At 75.1% G+C, this 18,299-nt stretch carries 13 protein-coding genes and 1 pseudogene; 12 read left to right on the top strand and 2 right to left on the bottom strand.

Going from position 1 to position 18,299, the window contains the following annotated elements; translation table 11 throughout:
- The first annotated feature begins 4 nt into the window (after positions 1 to 4).
- From F593_RS25995 to F593_RS30625, 10 genes are all read left to right on the top strand, one after another.
- Positions 5 to 982: a 2-hydroxyacid dehydrogenase gene (locus F593_RS25995; protein ID WP_022929800.1), complete on the top strand. Its 978-nt coding sequence runs from the start codon at positions 5 to 7 to the stop codon at positions 980 to 982.
- A 204-nt stretch (positions 983 to 1,186) separates the two neighbouring features.
- Positions 1,187 to 1,783 carry a MarR family winged helix-turn-helix transcriptional regulator gene (locus F593_RS28660; RefSeq protein ID WP_022929799.1) on the top strand — a complete coding sequence of 199 codons (597 nt, stop codon included), beginning with the start codon at positions 1,187 to 1,189 and terminating at the stop codon, positions 1,781 to 1,783.
- Positions 1,780 to 3,435, top strand: a complete 1,656-nt coding sequence (locus F593_RS25985; RefSeq protein ID WP_022929798.1) for an MDR family MFS transporter — start codon at positions 1,780 to 1,782, stop codon at positions 3,433 to 3,435. Before F593_RS28660 ends, F593_RS25985 begins: the two co-directional genes overlap by 4 nt.
- Before the next feature lie 166 nt (positions 3,436 to 3,601).
- The gene (locus tag F593_RS28655; protein ID WP_157251886.1) at positions 3,602 to 5,878 is read left to right on the top strand and encodes a beta propeller repeat protein; all 2,277 of its coding nucleotides are present in this window, start codon (positions 3,602 to 3,604) and stop codon (positions 5,876 to 5,878) included.
- A 141-nt stretch (positions 5,879 to 6,019) separates the two neighbouring features.
- Positions 6,020 to 8,302 carry a sialidase family protein gene (locus F593_RS0116190; protein WP_157251884.1) on the top strand — a complete coding sequence of 761 codons (2,283 nt, stop codon included), beginning with the start codon at positions 6,020 to 6,022 and terminating at the stop codon, positions 8,300 to 8,302.
- A gap of 25 nt (positions 8,303 to 8,327) precedes the next feature.
- Positions 8,328 to 10,640, top strand: a complete 2,313-nt coding sequence (locus F593_RS0116185) for a beta propeller repeat protein (RefSeq protein ID WP_211216182.1) — start codon at positions 8,328 to 8,330, stop codon at positions 10,638 to 10,640.
- A 246-nt stretch (positions 10,641 to 10,886) separates the two neighbouring features.
- On the top strand, positions 10,887 to 11,186 hold the full coding sequence (gene groES, locus F593_RS0116180; RefSeq protein ID WP_022929794.1) for a co-chaperone GroES: 300 nt from the start codon (positions 10,887 to 10,889) through the stop codon (positions 11,184 to 11,186).
- Positions 11,187 to 11,225: 39 nt separating this feature from the next.
- Entirely contained in the window at positions 11,226 to 12,851 is a 1,626-nt protein-coding gene (groL, locus tag F593_RS0116175; protein ID WP_022929793.1) for a chaperonin GroEL, read from the top strand.
- A 182-nt stretch (positions 12,852 to 13,033) separates the two neighbouring features.
- On the top strand, positions 13,034 to 14,356 hold the full coding sequence (locus tag F593_RS0116170; RefSeq protein WP_022929792.1) for an HtaA domain-containing protein: 1,323 nt from the start codon (positions 13,034 to 13,036) through the stop codon (positions 14,354 to 14,356).
- Between the two features lie 40 nt (positions 14,357 to 14,396).
- On the top strand, positions 14,397 to 16,307 hold the full coding sequence (locus F593_RS30625) for a hypothetical protein (RefSeq protein WP_022929791.1): 1,911 nt from the start codon (positions 14,397 to 14,399) through the stop codon (positions 16,305 to 16,307).
- A 5-nt stretch (positions 16,308 to 16,312) separates the two neighbouring features.
- On the opposite strand, the gene F593_RS30620 is transcribed toward F593_RS30625, so the two are convergent.
- On the bottom strand, positions 16,313 to 16,939 hold the full coding sequence (locus tag F593_RS30620) for a TetR/AcrR family transcriptional regulator (protein ID WP_022929790.1): 627 nt from the start codon (positions 16,937 to 16,939) through the stop codon (positions 16,313 to 16,315).
- A 52-nt stretch (positions 16,940 to 16,991) separates the two neighbouring features.
- On the opposite strand from F593_RS30620, the gene F593_RS28645 reads away from it, so the two are divergent.
- The gene (locus F593_RS28645; protein ID WP_022929789.1) at positions 16,992 to 17,543 is read left to right on the top strand and encodes a cupin domain-containing protein; all 552 of its coding nucleotides are present in this window, start codon (positions 16,992 to 16,994) and stop codon (positions 17,541 to 17,543) included.
- A 47-nt stretch (positions 17,544 to 17,590) separates the two neighbouring features.
- Positions 17,591 to 18,064, top strand: a complete 474-nt coding sequence (locus F593_RS28640; protein WP_022929788.1) for a MarR family winged helix-turn-helix transcriptional regulator — start codon at positions 17,591 to 17,593, stop codon at positions 18,062 to 18,064.
- A gap of 13 nt (positions 18,065 to 18,077) precedes the next feature.
- Here the strand turns inward: F593_RS28640 and F593_RS30410 are convergent.
- Positions 18,078 to 18,299 (bottom strand): annotated as a pseudogene (locus F593_RS30410) (hypothetical protein); the annotation flags it as partial.

Below are 18,299 nucleotides of genomic sequence, written 5' to 3'. Positions count from 1 at the left end.
GGGCATGAGCGCGCAGAGCCCGTTCCGCATCGCCCTCTCCCGCCGCGGCTTCCCCGGGATCGACGAGATCGCGCTGCCGGACGGCGTGGAGCTCGTCGCGCCGCCGGAGGGCGAGGCGCCCGATGACGCCGCCCTCCGCCACCTGGCCGCCGGGTGCCAGGCCCTCGTGGTCGGGACGCCCGACCGGGTCGACGCCGAGCTGTTCGCCGCCGCGCCGGAGCTGCGCGTCGTGGCGCTCGTGGCGGTGGGCTTCGACAACGTGGATCTCGACGCGGCGCGCGAGGCCGGGGTGGTCGTCACCCACACCCCCGGCGTCCTCTCCGACGCCACCGCCGACCTCACCTTCGCGCTGATCCTCATGGCGCGCCGGCGGCTCGTCGACGCCACCGACACGATGCGCGCCGGCGGCTGGGGACCGTTCGACCCGCAGGCGTTCCTCGGCCTCGACGTCGGGGGGACCACGCTCGGCGTCGTCGGCTACGGCTCCATCGGGCAGGCCGTCGGCCGCCGCGCGGCGGGGTTCGGGATGACGGTGCTCCAGCACAGCCGCAGTCCGAAGCCCGAGGACGGCATCGCCACGGCGGTCGACCTCGACGAGCTGCTCGAGCGCTCCGACGTCGTCTCGCTCAACGTGCCCCGCACGCCCGAGACCGCCGGCCTGATCGGCGCGCGCGAGCTCGACCTCATCGGGCCGCGCGGCACCCTCGTGTCCACGGCCCGCGGCGGCGTGGTCGACGAGAACGCCCTGCTCGCCGCCCTGCGCGAGGGCCGCCTGCACTCCGCGGGGTTGGACGTCTTCGCCACCGAGCCGGTCCGCGACCCGGCCGATCCGCTGCTCCACGAGCCGCGCCTCGTCGTGTTCCCCCACATCGGCTCGGCGACCGTCGAGACCCGCACGGCGATGACGCGGATGGCGCTGCGCAACGTCCTGGCCGTGGCCGCGGGGGAGGACGCCCCGAACGTCGTGCCGCCCCTCCGCTGACGGTGCGCCCGGCCGGCCCGGGTGTCTCCGCTCGGGCCGGTGCCGGTCGCCTCTCGTCGGGAGCGACGGCGGGCCGCCGTCGGTGTCGGTCGTCGTCGGGCGCCGCCGGCGGGCCGCCGCTCCGCCGTGCTCGGTCGCACAGGACGGGTGCTTGTCATAAGCAACCTTCCGGTGCTACAGTTGCTTGCAGGAAGCAGGTAACTGATGACGCACGACCCCCACGACATCGACCAGCTCGCCCTCGCCCTCTACGGGCTGTCGGCGATCCGGCGCGACCTCCAGCGCTGCGCGGGCATCGACCACGCGGTCGGGGCCCTGATGGCGCTGGGCTCGGTGCGTCGCCTGGGTCCCGCGCGGATCAGCGACATCGCCGCCGACCTGCAGGTCGACCTCTCCGTCGCCAGCCGGCAGATCCAGGCGCTCGGCGCCGACGGCTACGTCGACCGCGTGAGCGACCCGCACGACGGGCGCTCGAGCCTCGTGGCGCTCTCGCCCGCGGGCCACGCGAAGCTCGCGCGGGCCCACGAGCGGCTGTCCGAGGCGCTGGCCCGGGCGGTCGACGCGTGGCAGCCGGCGCAGGTCACCGACCTGGCCGACGGCATCGTCCGCCTCCGCGCCTCGCTCGCCCGCCCCGACGACGACGCAGCCCGCGCCGGGGACCGCCTGGAGTCGGGCCCCCCGGGCGGCGCGCGCGAGGCCGACCGGCCTGCTTCCTCCACCCACCTTCCGGCCGCCGTCGCGGCCGACCCCACAGCACAGGCCGTTCCCGTCGCCGGGACCGGCACCGAGGAGAACCGATGAGCACCACCACCGCCGCCGCGCAACCCGCGGCCGAATCCGGGGGGCAGATGTCCCACCGCCAGATCCTGGAGGCCCTGTCTGGGCTCCTGCTCGCCATGTTCGTGGCGATCCTCTCGAGCACGGTCGTCTCGGCCGCGCTGCCGAAGATCATCGCCGACGTCGGCGGCGGCCAGTCCGCCTACACGTGGGTCGTCACGGCCACGCTCCTGACGATGACGATCTCGACCCCCATCTGGGGGAAGATGTCGGACCTCTTCAACCGCAAGCAGCTGATCCAGCTCGGCCTGGTCATCTACCTCGGCGGCTCGATCCTCGCCGGCTTCGCGCAGTCGTCGATGTGGCTCATCGGCGCCCGCGCCGTGCAGGGCGTCGGCGTCGGCGCGCTGACCGCGCTGGTGCAGGTCATCCTCTCCGACCTCGTGTCCCCGCGTGAGCGCGGCCGCTACATGGGCTACCTCGGCGCGGTCTTCGGCGTCGGCACCGTCGCGGGCCCGGTCGTCGGCGGTCTGCTGACGGACAACCTCGGCTGGCGCTGGTGCTTCTTCGTCGGCATCCCGTTCGCGCTCATCGCCCTCGTCCTGCTGCAGCGCACGCTGCACCTGCCGACGAAGCGCCGCGAGGACGTCCACATCGACATCCCCGGTGGCTTCCTCATGGCCGCCGGCGTCTCGTCCATCCTGATCTGGGTCTCGCTGGCGGGCAAGAACTTCGACTGGATGAGCTGGCAGACGGCCCTCATGGTGGTCGGCGGCATCGTCCTGCTGTTCGGCGCGGTCATGGTCGAGCGGCGCGCGAAGGAGCCGCTGATCCCGCTCGAGCTGTTCGAGAACCGCACCGTCGTCATGGCCGTCATCGCCTCCGTCGCGGTCGGCATCGCGATGTTCGGCACGACGGTCTTCCTCACCCAGTACATGCAGCTCGCCCGGGGCTACAGCCCGACGGAGTCCGGCCTGCTGACGATCCCGATGGTGATCGGCCTGTTCGGCTCCTCGACGCTCTCGGGGCGCCGGATCTCGCAGACCGGCCACTACAAGAACTTCATGCTGGCGGGCGCCGTCCTCCTGACGGTCGGCCTGGGCCTCATGGGCATGATCGACGAGGGCACCAGCCTGGTCGAGGTCGGCCTGTTCATGCTCGTCGTCGGCATGGGCGTCGGCATGCTGATGCAGAACCTCATCCTGGCCGTCCAGAACGTCATCCCGGCGCGCTCCATCGGCGCCGGCTCGGCCCTGATCGCCTTCTTCCGCTCCCTCGGTGGCGCGATCGGCGTCTCCGTCATGGGCGCGATCCTCGGCACGAAGGTCACGAGCTCGATCGAGGCGGGCCTGCGCGAGCAGGGCATCCCGGCCTCGGGCCTGGGCGGCGGCTCCATCCCGGACCTGGCCACCCTGCCGGCCCCGGTGCGCGAGATCGTCGAGCACGCCTACGGCACCGGCATCGCCGAGGTCTTCCTGCTCGGCGCCCCGATGGGCATCATCGCCTTCATCGCCGTCTGGTTCCTCCGCGAGAAGGCGCTCGGCACGAAGAGCGGCATCGAGCTGGCCCGCGAGGAGGCCGCGGCCGAGGCGGACGCCGGCGCGGACACCGCCCCGGCCGGCGGCCCCACGCCCCGCGTCACCCCGGGCACCCGCCCGACGGTGTCCTCCCGCTAGGGACGAGAAACGCCGCAGTTCCGCGCCCCCGGTCGCCCAGCGGCCGGGGGTGTTCTGCGTTCCGGGGGCGCCGTCGGGCGTGGCCGTCCGCCGCATCGTTCCCGCGGGCCTCGGGTTTCTCCTGGCACGACCGCTGTGTGGGCGGTCGACGACCCAGGAGCAGGACATGCGCGTGCGCAGAGCGGTGGTGGCCCTCGCGGTCGCCGGAGGTATCGCGGCGGTCCCATCGGCGGCCGTCGCCGCGGTCCCGGCCGGGACCACGTGGGCGGGCTGGGACGCCCCCGGGCCGCTCGGCGTGGGAATCCCGTCGCACGTGACCGCGAGCGGGGCCACGACGGCGATCCTCGGGTCGGACACGACGAACGACGTGGTGCCGCTGGCCGTGATGTCGGCCGCCGGCTCGCGCGTCGGGGACCTGCCGGTCGGGGAGTACGCGGGCGTCGACGGTCTGAGCATCGCGGCCGCCGGCTCGGACCGGCTGCTGCTCGCGCAGAACTGCACGATCCGGCGCTCTGAGGACCGCGGCCTGACGTGGCGGGCCGCCGAGCCGCTCGCCCTCTGCTCGGGCCACGCCCCGGTGGTGCGGGCCGTGTCGTCCGATGTCGCGTTCGCCTCGATCGCGAACCGGACCTGGCGGACGACGGACGGCGGCGCGACCTGGCCCGTGATGAACGCGTCGGAGCGCGCACCGGACCTGCCCATCGACGCGCTGCTGGGGCTGCGCATCGTGGGCGAGGGCCCGAAGGCCTCCGCCCTCCAGCGCACCGTCGACGGCGGCGCGTCCTGGCAGAGCGTGATGCTGCCTGCGCCCCCCGAGCAGGCGCCGCCGGTCGGGCCGACGCCGCCGACCGACGCGCCCGCCACGCCGGCTCCCACCCCCGCGCCGGCGGTCGTCGGCAGCCTGCCGCGGCTCGCGGGCCTTGCCCGGCGTGGCGACGGCACCATCCTGCTCGGCGCCGGCGACGCGCTGCTGGTCTCGACGGACGGGGGCCAGACGTTCGCGCGCCGCCCCGTCCCCGACCTTCCCGGGTCGGGCGGGGTCGTCGTGGAGTCCGCCGCCTGCGGGCCGGCCGGCGGCTGCGTCGTCGGGGTCGAGACGCAGAACGACCCGAAGCGGCGCATCGCGCTGCGCTACGCGGGCGACGCCTTCGGCGGTCGCGTCGCGGCCCTGCCGGCGAGTCACGTCTCGGCGCCCGACCCGGACGTCGTGCTCGGGCTGACGAGCCAGGAGGGGCGAAACCAGGTGGTGCGCACGGACGACGCCGGCGCGACGCCCTACCGCGAGGTCACGCCCGGTCCCGGCCGCACCCCATCCCTCGGCCGCCACGGGTTGCTCGCGATCAGCAGCCTCGACCGCCTGCACGTGTCCGCGGACCACGGCGCCACGTGGGACGACGTGCCGATGCTCACCCCGCTGGGGTTGGTCGGCGTGACCCGGGCCGCCGGAAAGCTCGTCGCGCTCGCGAACGACGGCACGGTCCGGCGTCTCGACGGCGGGACGTGGACCACGCTGGCCGACCTGCGCGCGATCGAGCCGACGGACCTGGCCGTCGCGGGGGATGTGCCGATCGTCGTCGGCGAACGCGGCGTCGTGCGGCTCACGGGCGCGGGCTCGCCGGAGCCGGTCACGTCGCGGGCGCTGCAGGGACGCGGCTTCGCGGCCGTCGAGGCGCGGGGGAACGTCGTGATCGCCACAAGGACCGCCGGCGGGGGACGACTGACGGTCCGCTCGACCGACGGCGGCAGGAGCTGGAGGCAGTCGCCGCCGCTGCCCGCGGAGACGAAGGACATCCAGATCGTCTCGGCGACGGTCGCCTACGCGCTGACGAAGCGCACCCTGTACCGGTCCACCGACGGCGGGCGGACCTTCCGGTGGCGGGCGATGGCGCCAAAGCTCGGCTCCGCCGGCTCGAGGGGTGAGGGGTGGCCGTCCGTCGAATTCTCCTCGGCCAGGAGCGGGGTGATCATCACGACGTCGGGCGCGTTCGTCACGCGCGACGGCGGCGCCACGCTCGCGCCGCTGCCCACCCCGGGGGCGCGCACCCCGGCCGCGGCCGCGATCTTCGGCTCCGGCGTCGTGGTCCACGACGCGGCCCGGGGCACCGTCCTCCGCCATCCGACGCTGCTCAAGGGGGAGGAGCCGTCGCTCACGCTGCGGACGGCCGGCAGGGTGCGGCGCACGAGTGGTGGCCGGCGGACGGTCACGGTCGTGGGCATGCTCCGGGGCGCGACGGACGACGGGCCCGTGGCGCTCCTCGGGATCCGCCGGGCCGGGTCCGACAACACCGTGAAGCGCGTGCTCACCCCGAACGTGGACGGGTCGTTCCGGCTTCGGGTGCGCCTGGGGAAGAGCGAGCGCGGCGTTCAGGCGTGGTCCCGCGGAGCGGTGCGGCCCGAGCGGACGGACCTGGCGAGCGTCAGCAGGATCCTCCGTATCCGGTAGGCCCACGCCGCGCGGCGGCGCCCGGGGCGGAGGGCCGGGCGCGTACTGCGTTTGAAGCCGACCGCATCGTTTCCCCACGTGTTGGGTTTCCGTTGGCACGACCGTCGTGTGGGCGGTCGGGTCCCGAACCAGGAGCAGCACATGCGCATGCGCAAGGCAGTGGTGGCCATCGTGGTCACCGGCGGTATCGCGGCGGTCCCGGCCGCGGCCGTCGCGGCCGCGCCGGCCGCGACGACGTGGGCGGGCTGGGACGCACCCGGCCCGCTCGGCGTCGGCTTCCCGTCCCACGTGACCGCGAGCGGGGGGACGACGGCGATCCTCGGCACCACCGTCTCGGACGACACGGTGGCACTGGCGGTCACGTCGGCCGGCGGCTCGCGTGTCGGCCGCGTGCACGTTGGCGACACGGACGTCCGGGAGCTGCAGATCGCGGCCGCTGGTCCCGATCGACTCCTGCTGGCGAGCGGCTGCACGATCCGGCGCTCCGAGGACCGGGGTCTGAGCTGGAAGGCGGCAGAGCCGCTCGCGGGGTGCTCCGGCGCCACGCCGACGGTGCGGCCGGTGAGCCCCGAGGTCGCGTTCGCGTCCACCGCGGACCGCACGTGGCGCACGACGGACGGTGGCGCCACGTGGCCCGTGATCAACGGTTCCGAGCGGGGGCCAGACCTGCCGATCGACGCGCTCCTGGGCCTGCGCATCGTCAGTGCCGGCCCGGACGCGTCGGCCCTGCAGCGCACCGTCGACGGCGGCGCCTCCTGGCAGGGCGTCAAGCTGCCCGCTCCCGCGGGGGCGACCCCGCCGCCGCCGGCGCCGACCGACCCGCCGACCACCCCCGCCGAGCCCGTCCCGTCCACCGAGCCGGCGGTCGTCGACAGCCTCCCCGGCCTGAGTGGCCTGGCCCGGCGCGCCGACGGCACCGTCCTCCTCGGCGCCGGCGACACGCTGCTCGCCTCGACCGACGGCGGCCAGACGTTCGTGCGTCGCGCCGTCCCCGTCCCCGACGACCTACCCGGCTCGGGCGGCGTCGTGATCCGCTCGATCGCCTGCGGGCCGGCCGGCGGCTGCGTCGTCGGCGTCGCCGCGCAGAGCGACCCGAAGCGCCTGAGCGCCCTCCGGTACGAGGGAGAGGTGTTCGGCGGTCGCGTCGCCGCGCTCCCCGGCCTCGAGATCTCGGCGCCCGCGCCGGATGCCATCGTCGGGCTCTTCCCGGTCGGTGCGGCGACCGAGGTCCGGCGCACGGACGACGCTGGTGCGACCCCGTACCGCGTCGTCGCCTCCGGAGCCGACCGCAAGGGGTCCATCGGGGTCCACGGGCTCCTGGCCATCGCCAACGCGGGTCGGTTGCACGTCTCCTCCGACCACGGACGGACCTGGAGCGACGTCCCGCTGCCCGCGACGCCAGAGCTGCGACGCGTCGCCTTGGCCGGCGGCAAGCTCGTCGCGCTCGCCGACGACGGCACCGTGCGCCGCTTCGAGGGTGCGGCTTGGAACCGGCTCGCAGACCTCACCGCGATCCAGCCGCGTGACCTCGCGGCGGCCGGCGACGTGCCGGTGATCGTCGGGGTCCGCGGAATCGTGCGGCTGACCGATCCGGCGGCACCGAAGCCCGTGTCGGCTCCGGTCCTGCAGGGCCGCGGCTTCCGCCAGGTGGTGGCGCGCGGCGGAATCGTCCTAGCGATCGGAGGGACCACCGGGCGCCCGCTCGTCGTGCGATCGACGGACGCCGGTAAGACGTGGAAGCGGTCCAGCCTGCCCTCGGGCATCGGCGACGTGCAGCTCGCCTCGGCCAAGGTCGCCTACGCCATGGACGGTCGTGACCTCTACCGCTCGACCGACGGCGGCCGACGGTTCACCGAGCGCATCGTCGTGCCCGACCTCGGCGACGCCGCGCCGTCGGGAGACGCCGGCGAGCTCCTCGAGTTCTCGTCCGCCACCTCCGGAGTGGTGATCACCGCCGTCGGGGCGTTCGTCACGCGCGACGGCGGCAAGACGCTCAGCGTGCTGCCGACGCCCGGAGGGCGCACGCCCCCGGTCGCCGCGGTCTTCGGTGACGGCGTGGTGATGCAGGACGACACGCTCGGCGCCGTCTTCCGCAACCCGACCCTGCTCAAGGGCAAGGCCCCGTCCCTCACGCTGCGGACCGCCGGCAAGGTTCGGCACGCGAAGAGCGGGAGCCGCACGGTCACGATCGTCGGCGTGCTGCGCGGCGCGGTCCCTGACGAGCCCGTCGCCCTGCTGGGTGTCCGCAAGGGGGGAGCGCACGGCGCGGTCAAGCGCGTCCTCGTCCCCAACGCCGACGGGTCGTTCCGCACGACGATGCGGCTGAGCAAGCGCGACCGCGGCGTGCAGGCCTGGTACCGCGGCGCCGTCCGGCCCGAGCGGACGGACCTGTCGAGCACCTCGAAGGTGCTCCGGGTCAGGTAGCGACGCGGGAGGCGGAACGATGCGCGTGCGGGTGATGCTGGCGGCCGTGTTGGCGGCGGGCGGGGTCGCCGCGGGCGCGGCGCCCGCCGGTGCCGCGGATCCGACCTGGCGGGCGGGATCGCTCGCGGGCTGGGAGTCGCTCGGTGCGCTGCTCCCCGGCCGCCCCGCGGAGCTCGCGGCCACGGGTTCGACCGTCGCCGTGATCGGCACGGACGGCCCGTTGCGGATCGGAGACCCCGGGGGCGGCCGCGCCGTGCGGCGGCCGCGGTCGCGGTTCCCGGGCGGGATCGCGTACCTGGGGCCGCGGCGGCTGCTCGCCGGGGCGGGCTGCGCCGTGCAGCGCACGGACGACGACGGGGCGACGTGGGCTCGGGGTGTCCTGCCGGGATGCGACCACGGGGACGCGACGTACGGGCCAGGGCCCTCGCTCGTCGTGGTCGACGACCGCACCGCGCTGGCGAGCTACCGCGACCGCACCTGGCGCACGAGTGACGCCGGCGAGACCTGGGCGGTGACCCCCGCGCGCGGGGATGCTCCCGCCGTGGCCCTGACGGCCGACGTGTGGTTCCGCGTCGTCGTCACGGGCGGCCCGGTCTACAAGGACGAGCGGTCCGTCGTCCTGCGCACGACGGACGCGGGCCGCACGTGGGATCGACTCGCGCTCCCCGATGTCCTGTGGCCCGGGGGCGTGCGCCGTCCCGCGGAGGACGGGCGCGCCACCGCGGCGCTCGCCGTCCGCCCGGGCGGCGCGCTCGTCGTCGGCTACGGCCGGACGCTGCTGACGTCGGTGGACGCGGGCACGACCTTCGCGGCCCGCGACCTGCCCCCGAACGACACGCCCGCGCCACCCGCGATCGCCGGCCCCGAGGAGCCCATCGAGCGGGTCCTCTGCGATCCCGCCGGCTCGTGCGTGGTGGGGACGGGTGAGCTCGGGCTGGGCGGCGGGGCCGGGCGGGGGCGGGTGTTCGACGGCGAGGCGTTCGGCCCCACGGTCGACGGCCCGCCCGAGCGGGCGGCGGTCTCGCCCGCCCCCGGGGTCGTCGTCGGGCTGACGTACGCCGGCGGCGACGACTACAAGAGCGGGCCGGTCACCTACCGCCTCGTCCGCAGCGACGATCTCGGCGCGACGCCCTACCGGTCGGCCGGGGAGTGGTACGGCGGAGCCGTCGGCATGGACGGTGCCGGCTTCGTGACGGGCTTCGGTCCGGGCGGTGACCGGGTCTCGGGCGACGGCGGGGAGCGGTTCGGGACGGCCCCGCCCGGCGTGGTGCGCCGCGTGCGCCTCCGCGGGCGGCCTGGCCGGGCACTCGCGCTGACGGCGACCGGCGCCCTCTGGCGGGTGGTCGACGGCGCGTGGACGCTGCGCAACCGGGTGAGCGGCATCGGTCCTGCGACGCTGGTCGACGCCGGCGACGGAGGCGCGTTCGTCGTCGGCACGCGCGGCATCCGCCGACTGTCGGCAGCGGGCGCGATCGAGACGGTTCGGCATCCGGCGCCCGGCCGGCTGGATCGCCCTCCCTGGGCCGTCGACCGGGGCCGCACGCTGCTGGTCGGTGGGCTCCGAGACCACGGGAAGGGGTCCGGCGGGTTCGTGCTCTTCCGCACGACGGACGGCGGGCGTCGTTGGACCCGCGTTCCCGGCCCCGTCGCGGAACGGCTGTCGGAGTCCGGGTCGATCACGTTCGTCGACGAGCGCGTCGGCTACGCGCTTCGGGGCGACGTGGTGGTGCGGACCACGGACGCCGGCCGCAGCTTTCGCCGCGCCAGCGTGGTCCCGGTCCTCGACACGACGAAGGACGACGGCACGAGCGACGAGTCGGCCGAGGTCGGCACGCTCGACGTGACCTTCTCCGACCGCCGCACGTGGCTGGCTCAGACGACCTCCGGTCTGCTGCGCACCGTCGACGGCGGACGGCGATGGATGCCCGTGCCCGCGCCGCTCGGCCTATCCGCGGGGGCGGCGGTGCTCCGGGGCGACCGGCTGCTGCTCGAGACGCCCTCCGCAGCGGGCCTCTGGCGAACGTCGCTGCGCTCGTGGCAGCGGACCCCCTCGATCGCCCTCCGGCTCGTGCGCCGTCTCGGGCCAGAGCGTGCGCGGACGGTGCGGGTGGCGGGCGTGGTGCGCAGCATCCCGCCACGCGGCCACGTCGTGCTGACGGCGGTGCGCGCCGACGGCACCACGACGCCGTTGCGCGGCGTGGCGGCGGTGCGCGGGCGGTTCGTGGCGACGGTGCGGCTGCCGTCGGGCGCCCGCGGCCTCCGCGCCTGGTACCTCGGCTCCGCGGAACGGGAGGCGACGATCCCGGGCGCCGGCAGCCCGCTCGTGCGGGTGCCGTAGGGCCGCTGCGTCCGGATCGCCCGCGACGCCGTGACGCGCGGCCCGGCGGACCGGCTCTGGGCGCAAGCCCGCGTGCAGGCCGTTCTCCCTGCACGCAACCGCGCTTCTTGGCACTCGTGTTACCAGAGTGCCAACGAGCCTTGACCGGAATCGCGATCGCGCTACACTCCCTGCGGGTTGGCACTCTCGAGGTGAGAGTGCCGACGACTGTCTTGACCGCAACACACCGCCCCGGAGGGACCTCATATGTCCATCTCGCTGCAGCCGCTCGGCGATCGTTTGATCGTTCGTGCCATCGACGAGGAGCAGACCACGGCCAGTGGCCTGGTGCTCCCCGACACCGCGAAGGAGAAGCCCCAGAAGGGCGAGGTCCTCGCCGCGGGTGAGGGTCGCTGGGACGACGAGGGCGAGAAGCGCATCCCGCTCGACGTCAAGGTCGGGGACCAGGTCCTCTACAGCAAGTACGGCGGGACCGAGATCAAGGTGGACGGCGAGGAGCTCCTCGTCCTCCGCGAGAGCGACGTCCTGGCCAAGGTCACGGGCTGAGCTCCGCTCGCCCTACGAGACTGAGAAGAGAGAACACACATGGCTAAGCAGCTCAAGTTCGGTACGGAAGCTCGTCAGGCCCTCGAGGCCGGCGTCGACGCCGTCGCCAACGCCGTCAAGGTGACCCTGGGGCCGAAGGGCCGCTACGTCGTCCTGGACAAGAAGTTCGGCGCCCCCACGATCACGAACGACGGTGTCACGATCGCTCGTGAGATCGAGGTCGAGGACGTCTTCGAGAACCAGGGCGCGCAGCTCGTCCGCGAGGTCGCCACGGCGACCAACGACGTCGCCGGCGACGGCACGACGACCGCCACGGTGCTCGCCCAGGCGATCGTCAAGCAGGGTCTGAAGAACGTCACGGCCGGCGCGAACCCGCTCGCCCTGAAGCGCGGCATCGAGAAGGCCGTCGACCAGATCGTCGCCGCCATCGCCGACCAGTCCACGGAGATCTCCGGCAAGGACGAGATCGCCCGCGTGGCGACCATCTCCTCCCGCGACGCCGAGATCGGCGACGTCATCGCCGACGCGATCGACAAGGTCGGCAAGGACGGCGTCGTGAACGTCGAGGAGGGCCAGACGTTCGGCATCGACCTCGAGTTCACCGAGGGCATGCAGTTCGACAAGGGCTACGTCTCGCCTTACATGGTCACGGACCAGGACCGCATGGAGGCCGTGCTCGAGGATCCCTACATCCTCATCGCGAACTCCAAGATCGGCGCCGTCCGCGACGTGCTGCCCGTCCTGGAGCAGGTCATCCAGGCCGGCAAGCCGATCCTCATCATCGCCGAGGACGTCGAGGGCGAGGCCCTCGCGACCCTGGTCGTCAACAAGCTCCGCGGCACCTTCACCGGTGTGGCCGTCAAGGCCCCGGGCTTCGGCGACCGCCGCAAGCGCATCCTCGAGGACATCGCGATCCTCACGGGCGGCGAGGTCATCACGGAGGACCTCGGCCTGAAGATCGAGAACACCCAGATCAACCAGCTGGGTCGCGCCCGCCGCGTCGTCGTCGCGAAGGACAACACGACGATCGTCGACGGCAACGGCGACGCCGAGGCCATCAAGGGCCGCATCTCCCAGATCAAGGCCGAGGTCGAGAACACCGACTCCGACTTCGATCGCGAGAAGCTCCAGGAGCGCCTCGCCAAGCTCTCCGGCGGCGTCGCCGTCGTCAAGGTCGGCGCCGCGACCGAGACGGAGCTCAAGGAGAAGAAGCACCGCGTCGAGGACGCGCTGCAGGCCACGCGCGCCGCGCTGGAAGAGGGCATCGTCCCCGGTGGTGGCGTCGCGCTGCTGCAGGCCGGCCTGAAGGTCGACTCCTCCTCCCTCGAGGACGACGAGCAGACGGGCTTCAAGATCGTCCTGCGCTCGCTCGAGGAGCCCCTCCGCCAGATCGCGTTCAACGCCGGTCTCGAGGGCTCCGTCGTGATCAACGACGTGCGCAACGCGAAGCCGGGTGTCGGCCTCAACGCCTCCACCGGCGAGCTCGAGGACCTGGTCAAGGCCGGCGTCGTCGACCCCGCCAAGGTCACGCGCTCCGCGCTGCAGAACGCGGCGTCGATCGCCAAGAACATCCTGACCACCGAGGCCGTCGTGGCCGATCTGCCCGAGGAGGGTGGCGCCGGTGGCGGCATGCCCGACATGGGTGGCATGGGCGGCATGATGTAGCAGCCCTCGGTCCCGGCTCCGGGACCGATCGAACTCGACGCCCGACCGGTCTGCGGTCGGGCGTCGGCTCGCGTGACGGCCGCCCTTCGGGGCGGCCGTCGTCGTTCTGGGGGGCCGCGGTCGCCGTACGCGTATTAGGGTGCCCTCAGTTCGCCCGGTGAACGCGCTACGCTCGGCGCTCGATGCGCCGCTCCCCCGCCCGTCCGACCGGCTCTGCCGCACCACGCGCGCAGGGCACCCGATCTCTCCCGCGCTTCGCCTCGATCGCCGCGCTGGCGGTCGCAGTCGGCGTCGTCTCGACCGCCCCCGCGGCGGCCACCGCCGCCGCGCCCGCGCCCGTGTCGGCCGCGGCGTCGCTCGTGCCCGCCGCGTCACCCGCCGCGTCGCCCGCGCCCGCCCCCGCCGTCTCCCGCGCGGCGAACCGGTGGGTGGGCTCGACCGTCTTCACGCTCTCGTCGTCGGCCGCACGGTCGCTGCGCGCTCCGGGCCTGCAGCTCGCCCCGGCCGGCGAGGCGTCGGGCTCCGCGCGCATCGTCGGGCTGGCCACCCAGCACGTCGGCGCGGGCGCCCGGCCGACGGTCCGGCACGCCCCGCGCGACGGCGTGCGCCTGCGCGTGGGCGGCCGGTCGGTCTTGTTGCGCGACCTGCGCGTGACGCTGTCGGGCAAGGCCGGGATCAGCGCCCGGATCGGGGGCGCGCGGGTCTCCGCGATCGAGCTGCGCTCCGTGCGGATGCAGGGCTCGGCGGAGGCCACGCGCACCTTCACCGCGAAGGCGCGCCTGACGGCTGCCGGCGTCCGCCGCATCAAGGCGGGCCTGCGCACGCCGCGCCTGCGGGCCGGGACCCTCGCCACCGTGCGGGTCACGCTGATCGCGGCGACGACGCCCATCCCCGTGGATCCGGCGCCTGCCCCCGCCGCGCCCGCACCCGTGCCGGCCGCCCCGCCCACGGCCGGCGCGCCGGCGCCCGCCGTCCCCGAGACCACGACGCCGTCGTTGGACTGGACGATCCGGTCCTCCTGGCTCGGCTACCTCGCCGCCGGCAACGGCACCGTGGGCGCCGACGGCGGAGCCACGCGCACCGCAACCGGCTCGTACCTGCTGCCCGCGGCGGGCGGCACGGTCGACGCTGCCGGCGTCGGAGCGATCGCGCTCTCCGGGTCCGTGCGCTTCCGGCATCCGAGCCACGGCATCGACATGGAGTTCGGGGCGTTCGAGGTGCGGCTCGACGGGACGCAGCGGCCCGTCGTCATGGCGACCTACACGAACCGCAACACCGAGGTCGAGGGTGCGCCGGGGAACGTCGGGCCCGGCGGCGGCGCCGTGACCCGGATCCCCTTCGGCACCCTCGACCTCGCCGAGTCGGTCGTCACCCGCGAGGCCGGGCAGTACGTGATCCGGCGCGCTCCGATCCTGCTGTCCGCCGAGGGGGCCGCCCCCTTCATCGCCTACCACGAGGGCGACGCGCTCGGCGCGATGACCCTCCGCGCGCCCCTGGGCTCCTGAGCCCCGCCGCCCCGCAGTCACCCACGAACCCACGAGCACCATGCCCCTGAGCACCCTCCCGGCTGCGGACGCGCGCCGCGCGCTCCTCCGCGCCGTCGCCGTCGTCGCCCTCCTCATCGCCCTGATGGCCGCCGCCCCGGTGGCCGCGCGGGCCGAGCTCGGCTGGCAGCCGACGACCGACCTGGCCGCGCCGACGGACGGCGCGGCGACGCAGCCGGCGCTCGCCACGGACGACGACGGCGCCGTCTACGCCGCCTGGGTGCGGGCGTCGACCTCGGGCGGCCCCAGCCTGATCCAGGTCGCGCGCAAGTCGCCCGAGGGCACGTGGGGCGCACCCGTCGTCGTCTCCCGCGCCGTGGGCGCCGAGGCGGGCTCGCTCGTCACCGAGGCCCCGACCGTCGCCGTGCACGACGGCGTGGTCGCCGTGGGCTGGCTGCAGACGACGCCCGACAGCACCCGTGCCGCGTCGCACGAGGCGTGGGTCGCCACCCGCACCGCGGACGGCACGTGGCGGGCCGCCGAGCGCCGTTCCACGGCCGGTTCCACCGCCGGCCACCCCACCGTGGCCGTCGCCCACGACGGCGCGGTGACGCTGGGCTGGACCGAATCGCTGCGCTCGTCCGGGGTCGGCGTGCTGCGCGTCGCGGACATGGCCGCCGAGGGCACCTGGGAGCGCCCGGCCGCCGTCGCGCCCACTAGCGCCACGATCTTCGCCGGCTACACGGACCTCGCCGTCGACGACCGCGGGGCCGCCACGCTCGTGTGGCAGGACGCCGTGGCGGACAACCCCGTCGTTCTCGCCGTGCGCCGCGCACCGGGCAGCCTCCGGTGGTCCGCGGTCGAGACGCTCTCCGATCCGGCCGACTACGCGCTCTACCCCGAGCTCGACCTCGCCGCCGACGGCAGCGCCGACGTCGTCTGGGCGGCCCGCGTCGACGAGACGTCGCAGTTCGCCCACTACGAGGTGCAGACCGCGCGCCGCGCCGGCGCGACCGGCGCGTGGAGCGCCGTCGAGATCCTGTCGCAGCCCGGCGGCGAGGCACACGGTCGCGGCACGTCGAAGAACCCGACGATCGCCACGGACCAGGCGGGCAACACCACCGTGGCGTGGCTGCGCTCCGAGGGTGCCAACGCGGACCTCCGGCCCGACGTCGCGCAGGTCCGCACCCGCCGCGCCGGCGAGGCGACCTGGGGCCCGGTCGCCGACGTGTGGTCCGGGCTGCGCAACCCGACGCTCCGCCAGACCTCACTGGCCGTCGCCCGCGACGGCCAGGCGACCGTCGCCGTCTCCGGCTACACGACGGGCGTCAACGGCGCCTCCGGCCCGCGCAACGTCCGCGTGGTGCACCGCGAGACGCTCGACGGCACGTGGTCGCCCGAGCGGCAGCTCTCCGTCGCCCGGGTCGGCAGCAGCACGGCGGTCAGCTGGCAGCCCGCCGTGGTCGCCGACGCCCTGGGCAACGTGACGCTCGCGTGGCACCAGACGGACGCGACGGGCGAGATCGGCGTGCAGACGTCGGCGCTGCGGGTCGCCGAGCCGCTGCCGGCGCCCGCGGCGCAGCCCGACACCGGCGCCCCGGCCGCGGCCCCGTCGGCCCCGGGCGCCCCCGCTGTGGCCCCCGCCCCCGCAGTGACCCCGGCCGCCGTCGCTCCCCGGCCCGCCGCCGGGTGGATCGCCGCCCAGAGCCGCCGCTACGCCGCTGCCAACGGCGTGCGGGTGAGCTTCCGCGGCACACCCGGCGCCCGCGCGAGCGTCGTGGTCCGCCGCGGCACCCGCGTCGTCGGCCGGATCCGCGCCGCGCGGGTCAGCGCGACGGGGCGTCTCGTCGCCCGGGTCCGGCTCTCGCCCGCCGCGCGCCGGTCCCTCCTGCGCTCCGCCGGCCCCGTCGTCCTGCGCGTGACGTTCACGGTCGACGGCCGCAGCGCCAAGGCCTCCGTCCGCCTGCGCTGAGGCGGCTACGCCCCGCCGGGCCCGTCCAGCAGCAGCCGGGCGGCGGCCCGGCGGGCGCGCTCCTCGGCCCCGTCCCAGTCCAGGCCCACGTCCTCGCGCATCGTGATCCACGTGCGGGGGTGGAGGAGCACCACGAGCGCGTCGGTCGCCGGGGTGGCGGCGTCCGCGTCCAGCGCCCCCAGGGCGACGAGCCGTTCCACCGTCGCCCCGCACGCGGCCCGGTGCGCCGCGAGCCCGGCTGCCCAGGCCTCGCCGGCCTCGACGGACCACGGTGCGGCGCCCTCGAGGATGCGCAGGACGTCGAGGTGCTCCTCGTGCAGCGTTCGCGACGCGCCGACGGCGAGGCGCAGCACCACCGTGGGCTCCTCTTCCGCCGCCATCCGCCCCGCCATCTCGGCGACGAGCTCCGGACTCTCCGCCCGCCGGGTGAGCTCGCCCAGGATCGCGGTCTTCGGGCCCGCGCTGGCGTAGACGGTCGGCACGGCCACACCCGCCTCCTTGGCGATCTGGGCGACGGTGACCGCCGCGTAGCCGCGCGCGGCGAACAGGCGCCGAGCGGCGTCGAGGATCGCCGTGCGGGTCTCGGCGGCGGCCGCCTCGCGACGGGGCGAGGAGTACGAGGCGGGCGGCACGGCGCCGAACGTACCATCCAGCCATTGAATAGACGAGCGCTATATTGAATCTATGGACGCTTCTACGACGACGACGCGACGTCGCCTCGACTTCCTCCCCGTCATCGACATGCAGTGGGAGATCACGCGCACGGCCGAGGAGACGGACGGGGCGCTGTTCGAGGTGATGACCCGGCTGGCGCCCCGCACGGACGGCCCCGCGCCGCACGCCCACGCGACCGCCGAGGACAGCTTCGAGGTCGTGGAGGGTCGGCTCGACGTCCAGCTCGACGGGGTCTGGCGCACCTACGGGCCCGGGGAGCGGGTCGCCGCCGCACCCGGCGTCCTCCACACGCTGCGCAACGCGACCGACGCGGACGTCCGCCTGATCAACCGGCACCGCCCGGCGCAGCGCTTCGAGGGCCTGTTCCGCGACCTCGAGTCGCTCATCCGTCAGGGCAAGCTCGAGAGCTTCCCGCCGAAGGGCCCGCGAGCCGCGATCTACGGGTCGATGCTGTTCCGCCGCTACCCGGACGAGATCCGTACGTCGGCCGCGCAGCGGCTCGTCTTCCGCGTCATGGCCGGGATCGGGCGGGTGCTGGGGATGCGCCTCGACCCCTCCTGAGCGTGGCGTCGGGGGTGCCGACGGCCCGCCGGGCTATCCTGCCCGCGATGCCGCCGGTCCAGAGTCCATCCCGTGGTGCCGTCGACGCCTGGCGGCGGGTCGGCGAGCTCGTCGACCTGGAGCGGTGTCGCACCGCGACGGTCGCGCGCGAGCTCGACCTGTCCGCGGCCCAGCTGCTCGCCCTGCGCGCGCTCAAGCCGGAGCGGCCGCTGCCCATGGGTCGCCTGGCCGGCGCGCTGGAGTGCGACAAGGGCAACGTGACCGGGATCGTCGACCGCCTGGAGCGGCGCGGCCTCGTCGAGCGCCGTCCCGTCGACCACGACCGGCGGATCAAGGTGCTGGCGCTGACGGACGAGGGCGTGCGGATGCAGGCCGAGATCGAGGAGCGGCTGCAGACCCCGCCGGCCGCGTTCGTCGCGGCGGGCGGGGACGACCTCGAGCGCATCGCGGCCGTGCTGGACGCCGTCGTCGCCGAGCTGCGCGACGCGCGCGAGCCCGGCGACGCCTGCGGGGCGGAGTAGCGCCCCGCGACCCTCAGCGGTCGCCGCGGTCGCTGTTGGTGCCGCCGTCGAAGTACGGCTCGCGGCTGCCGGACTTGGCCAGGCCGCGGCTGATGAAGTACGCGCTGGCGACGATGGACACGTAGAGCCAGGCCTGGCGGGCGACGAACTCGTCCGTGCCCTCGGTGTCGCCGCCCTTGATGAGCGCGGCGCTCACCAGGATGCCGACGATCACGGCGATCATCGCGAAGAACTC

Source organism: Patulibacter americanus DSM 16676, from assembly GCF_000420025.1.
GTDB lineage: Bacteria > Actinomycetota > Thermoleophilia > Solirubrobacterales > Solirubrobacteraceae > Patulibacter > Patulibacter americanus.
Note: the sequence above shows the minus strand (reverse complement) of the source record. Positions and strands in the feature narration are given on the sequence as shown.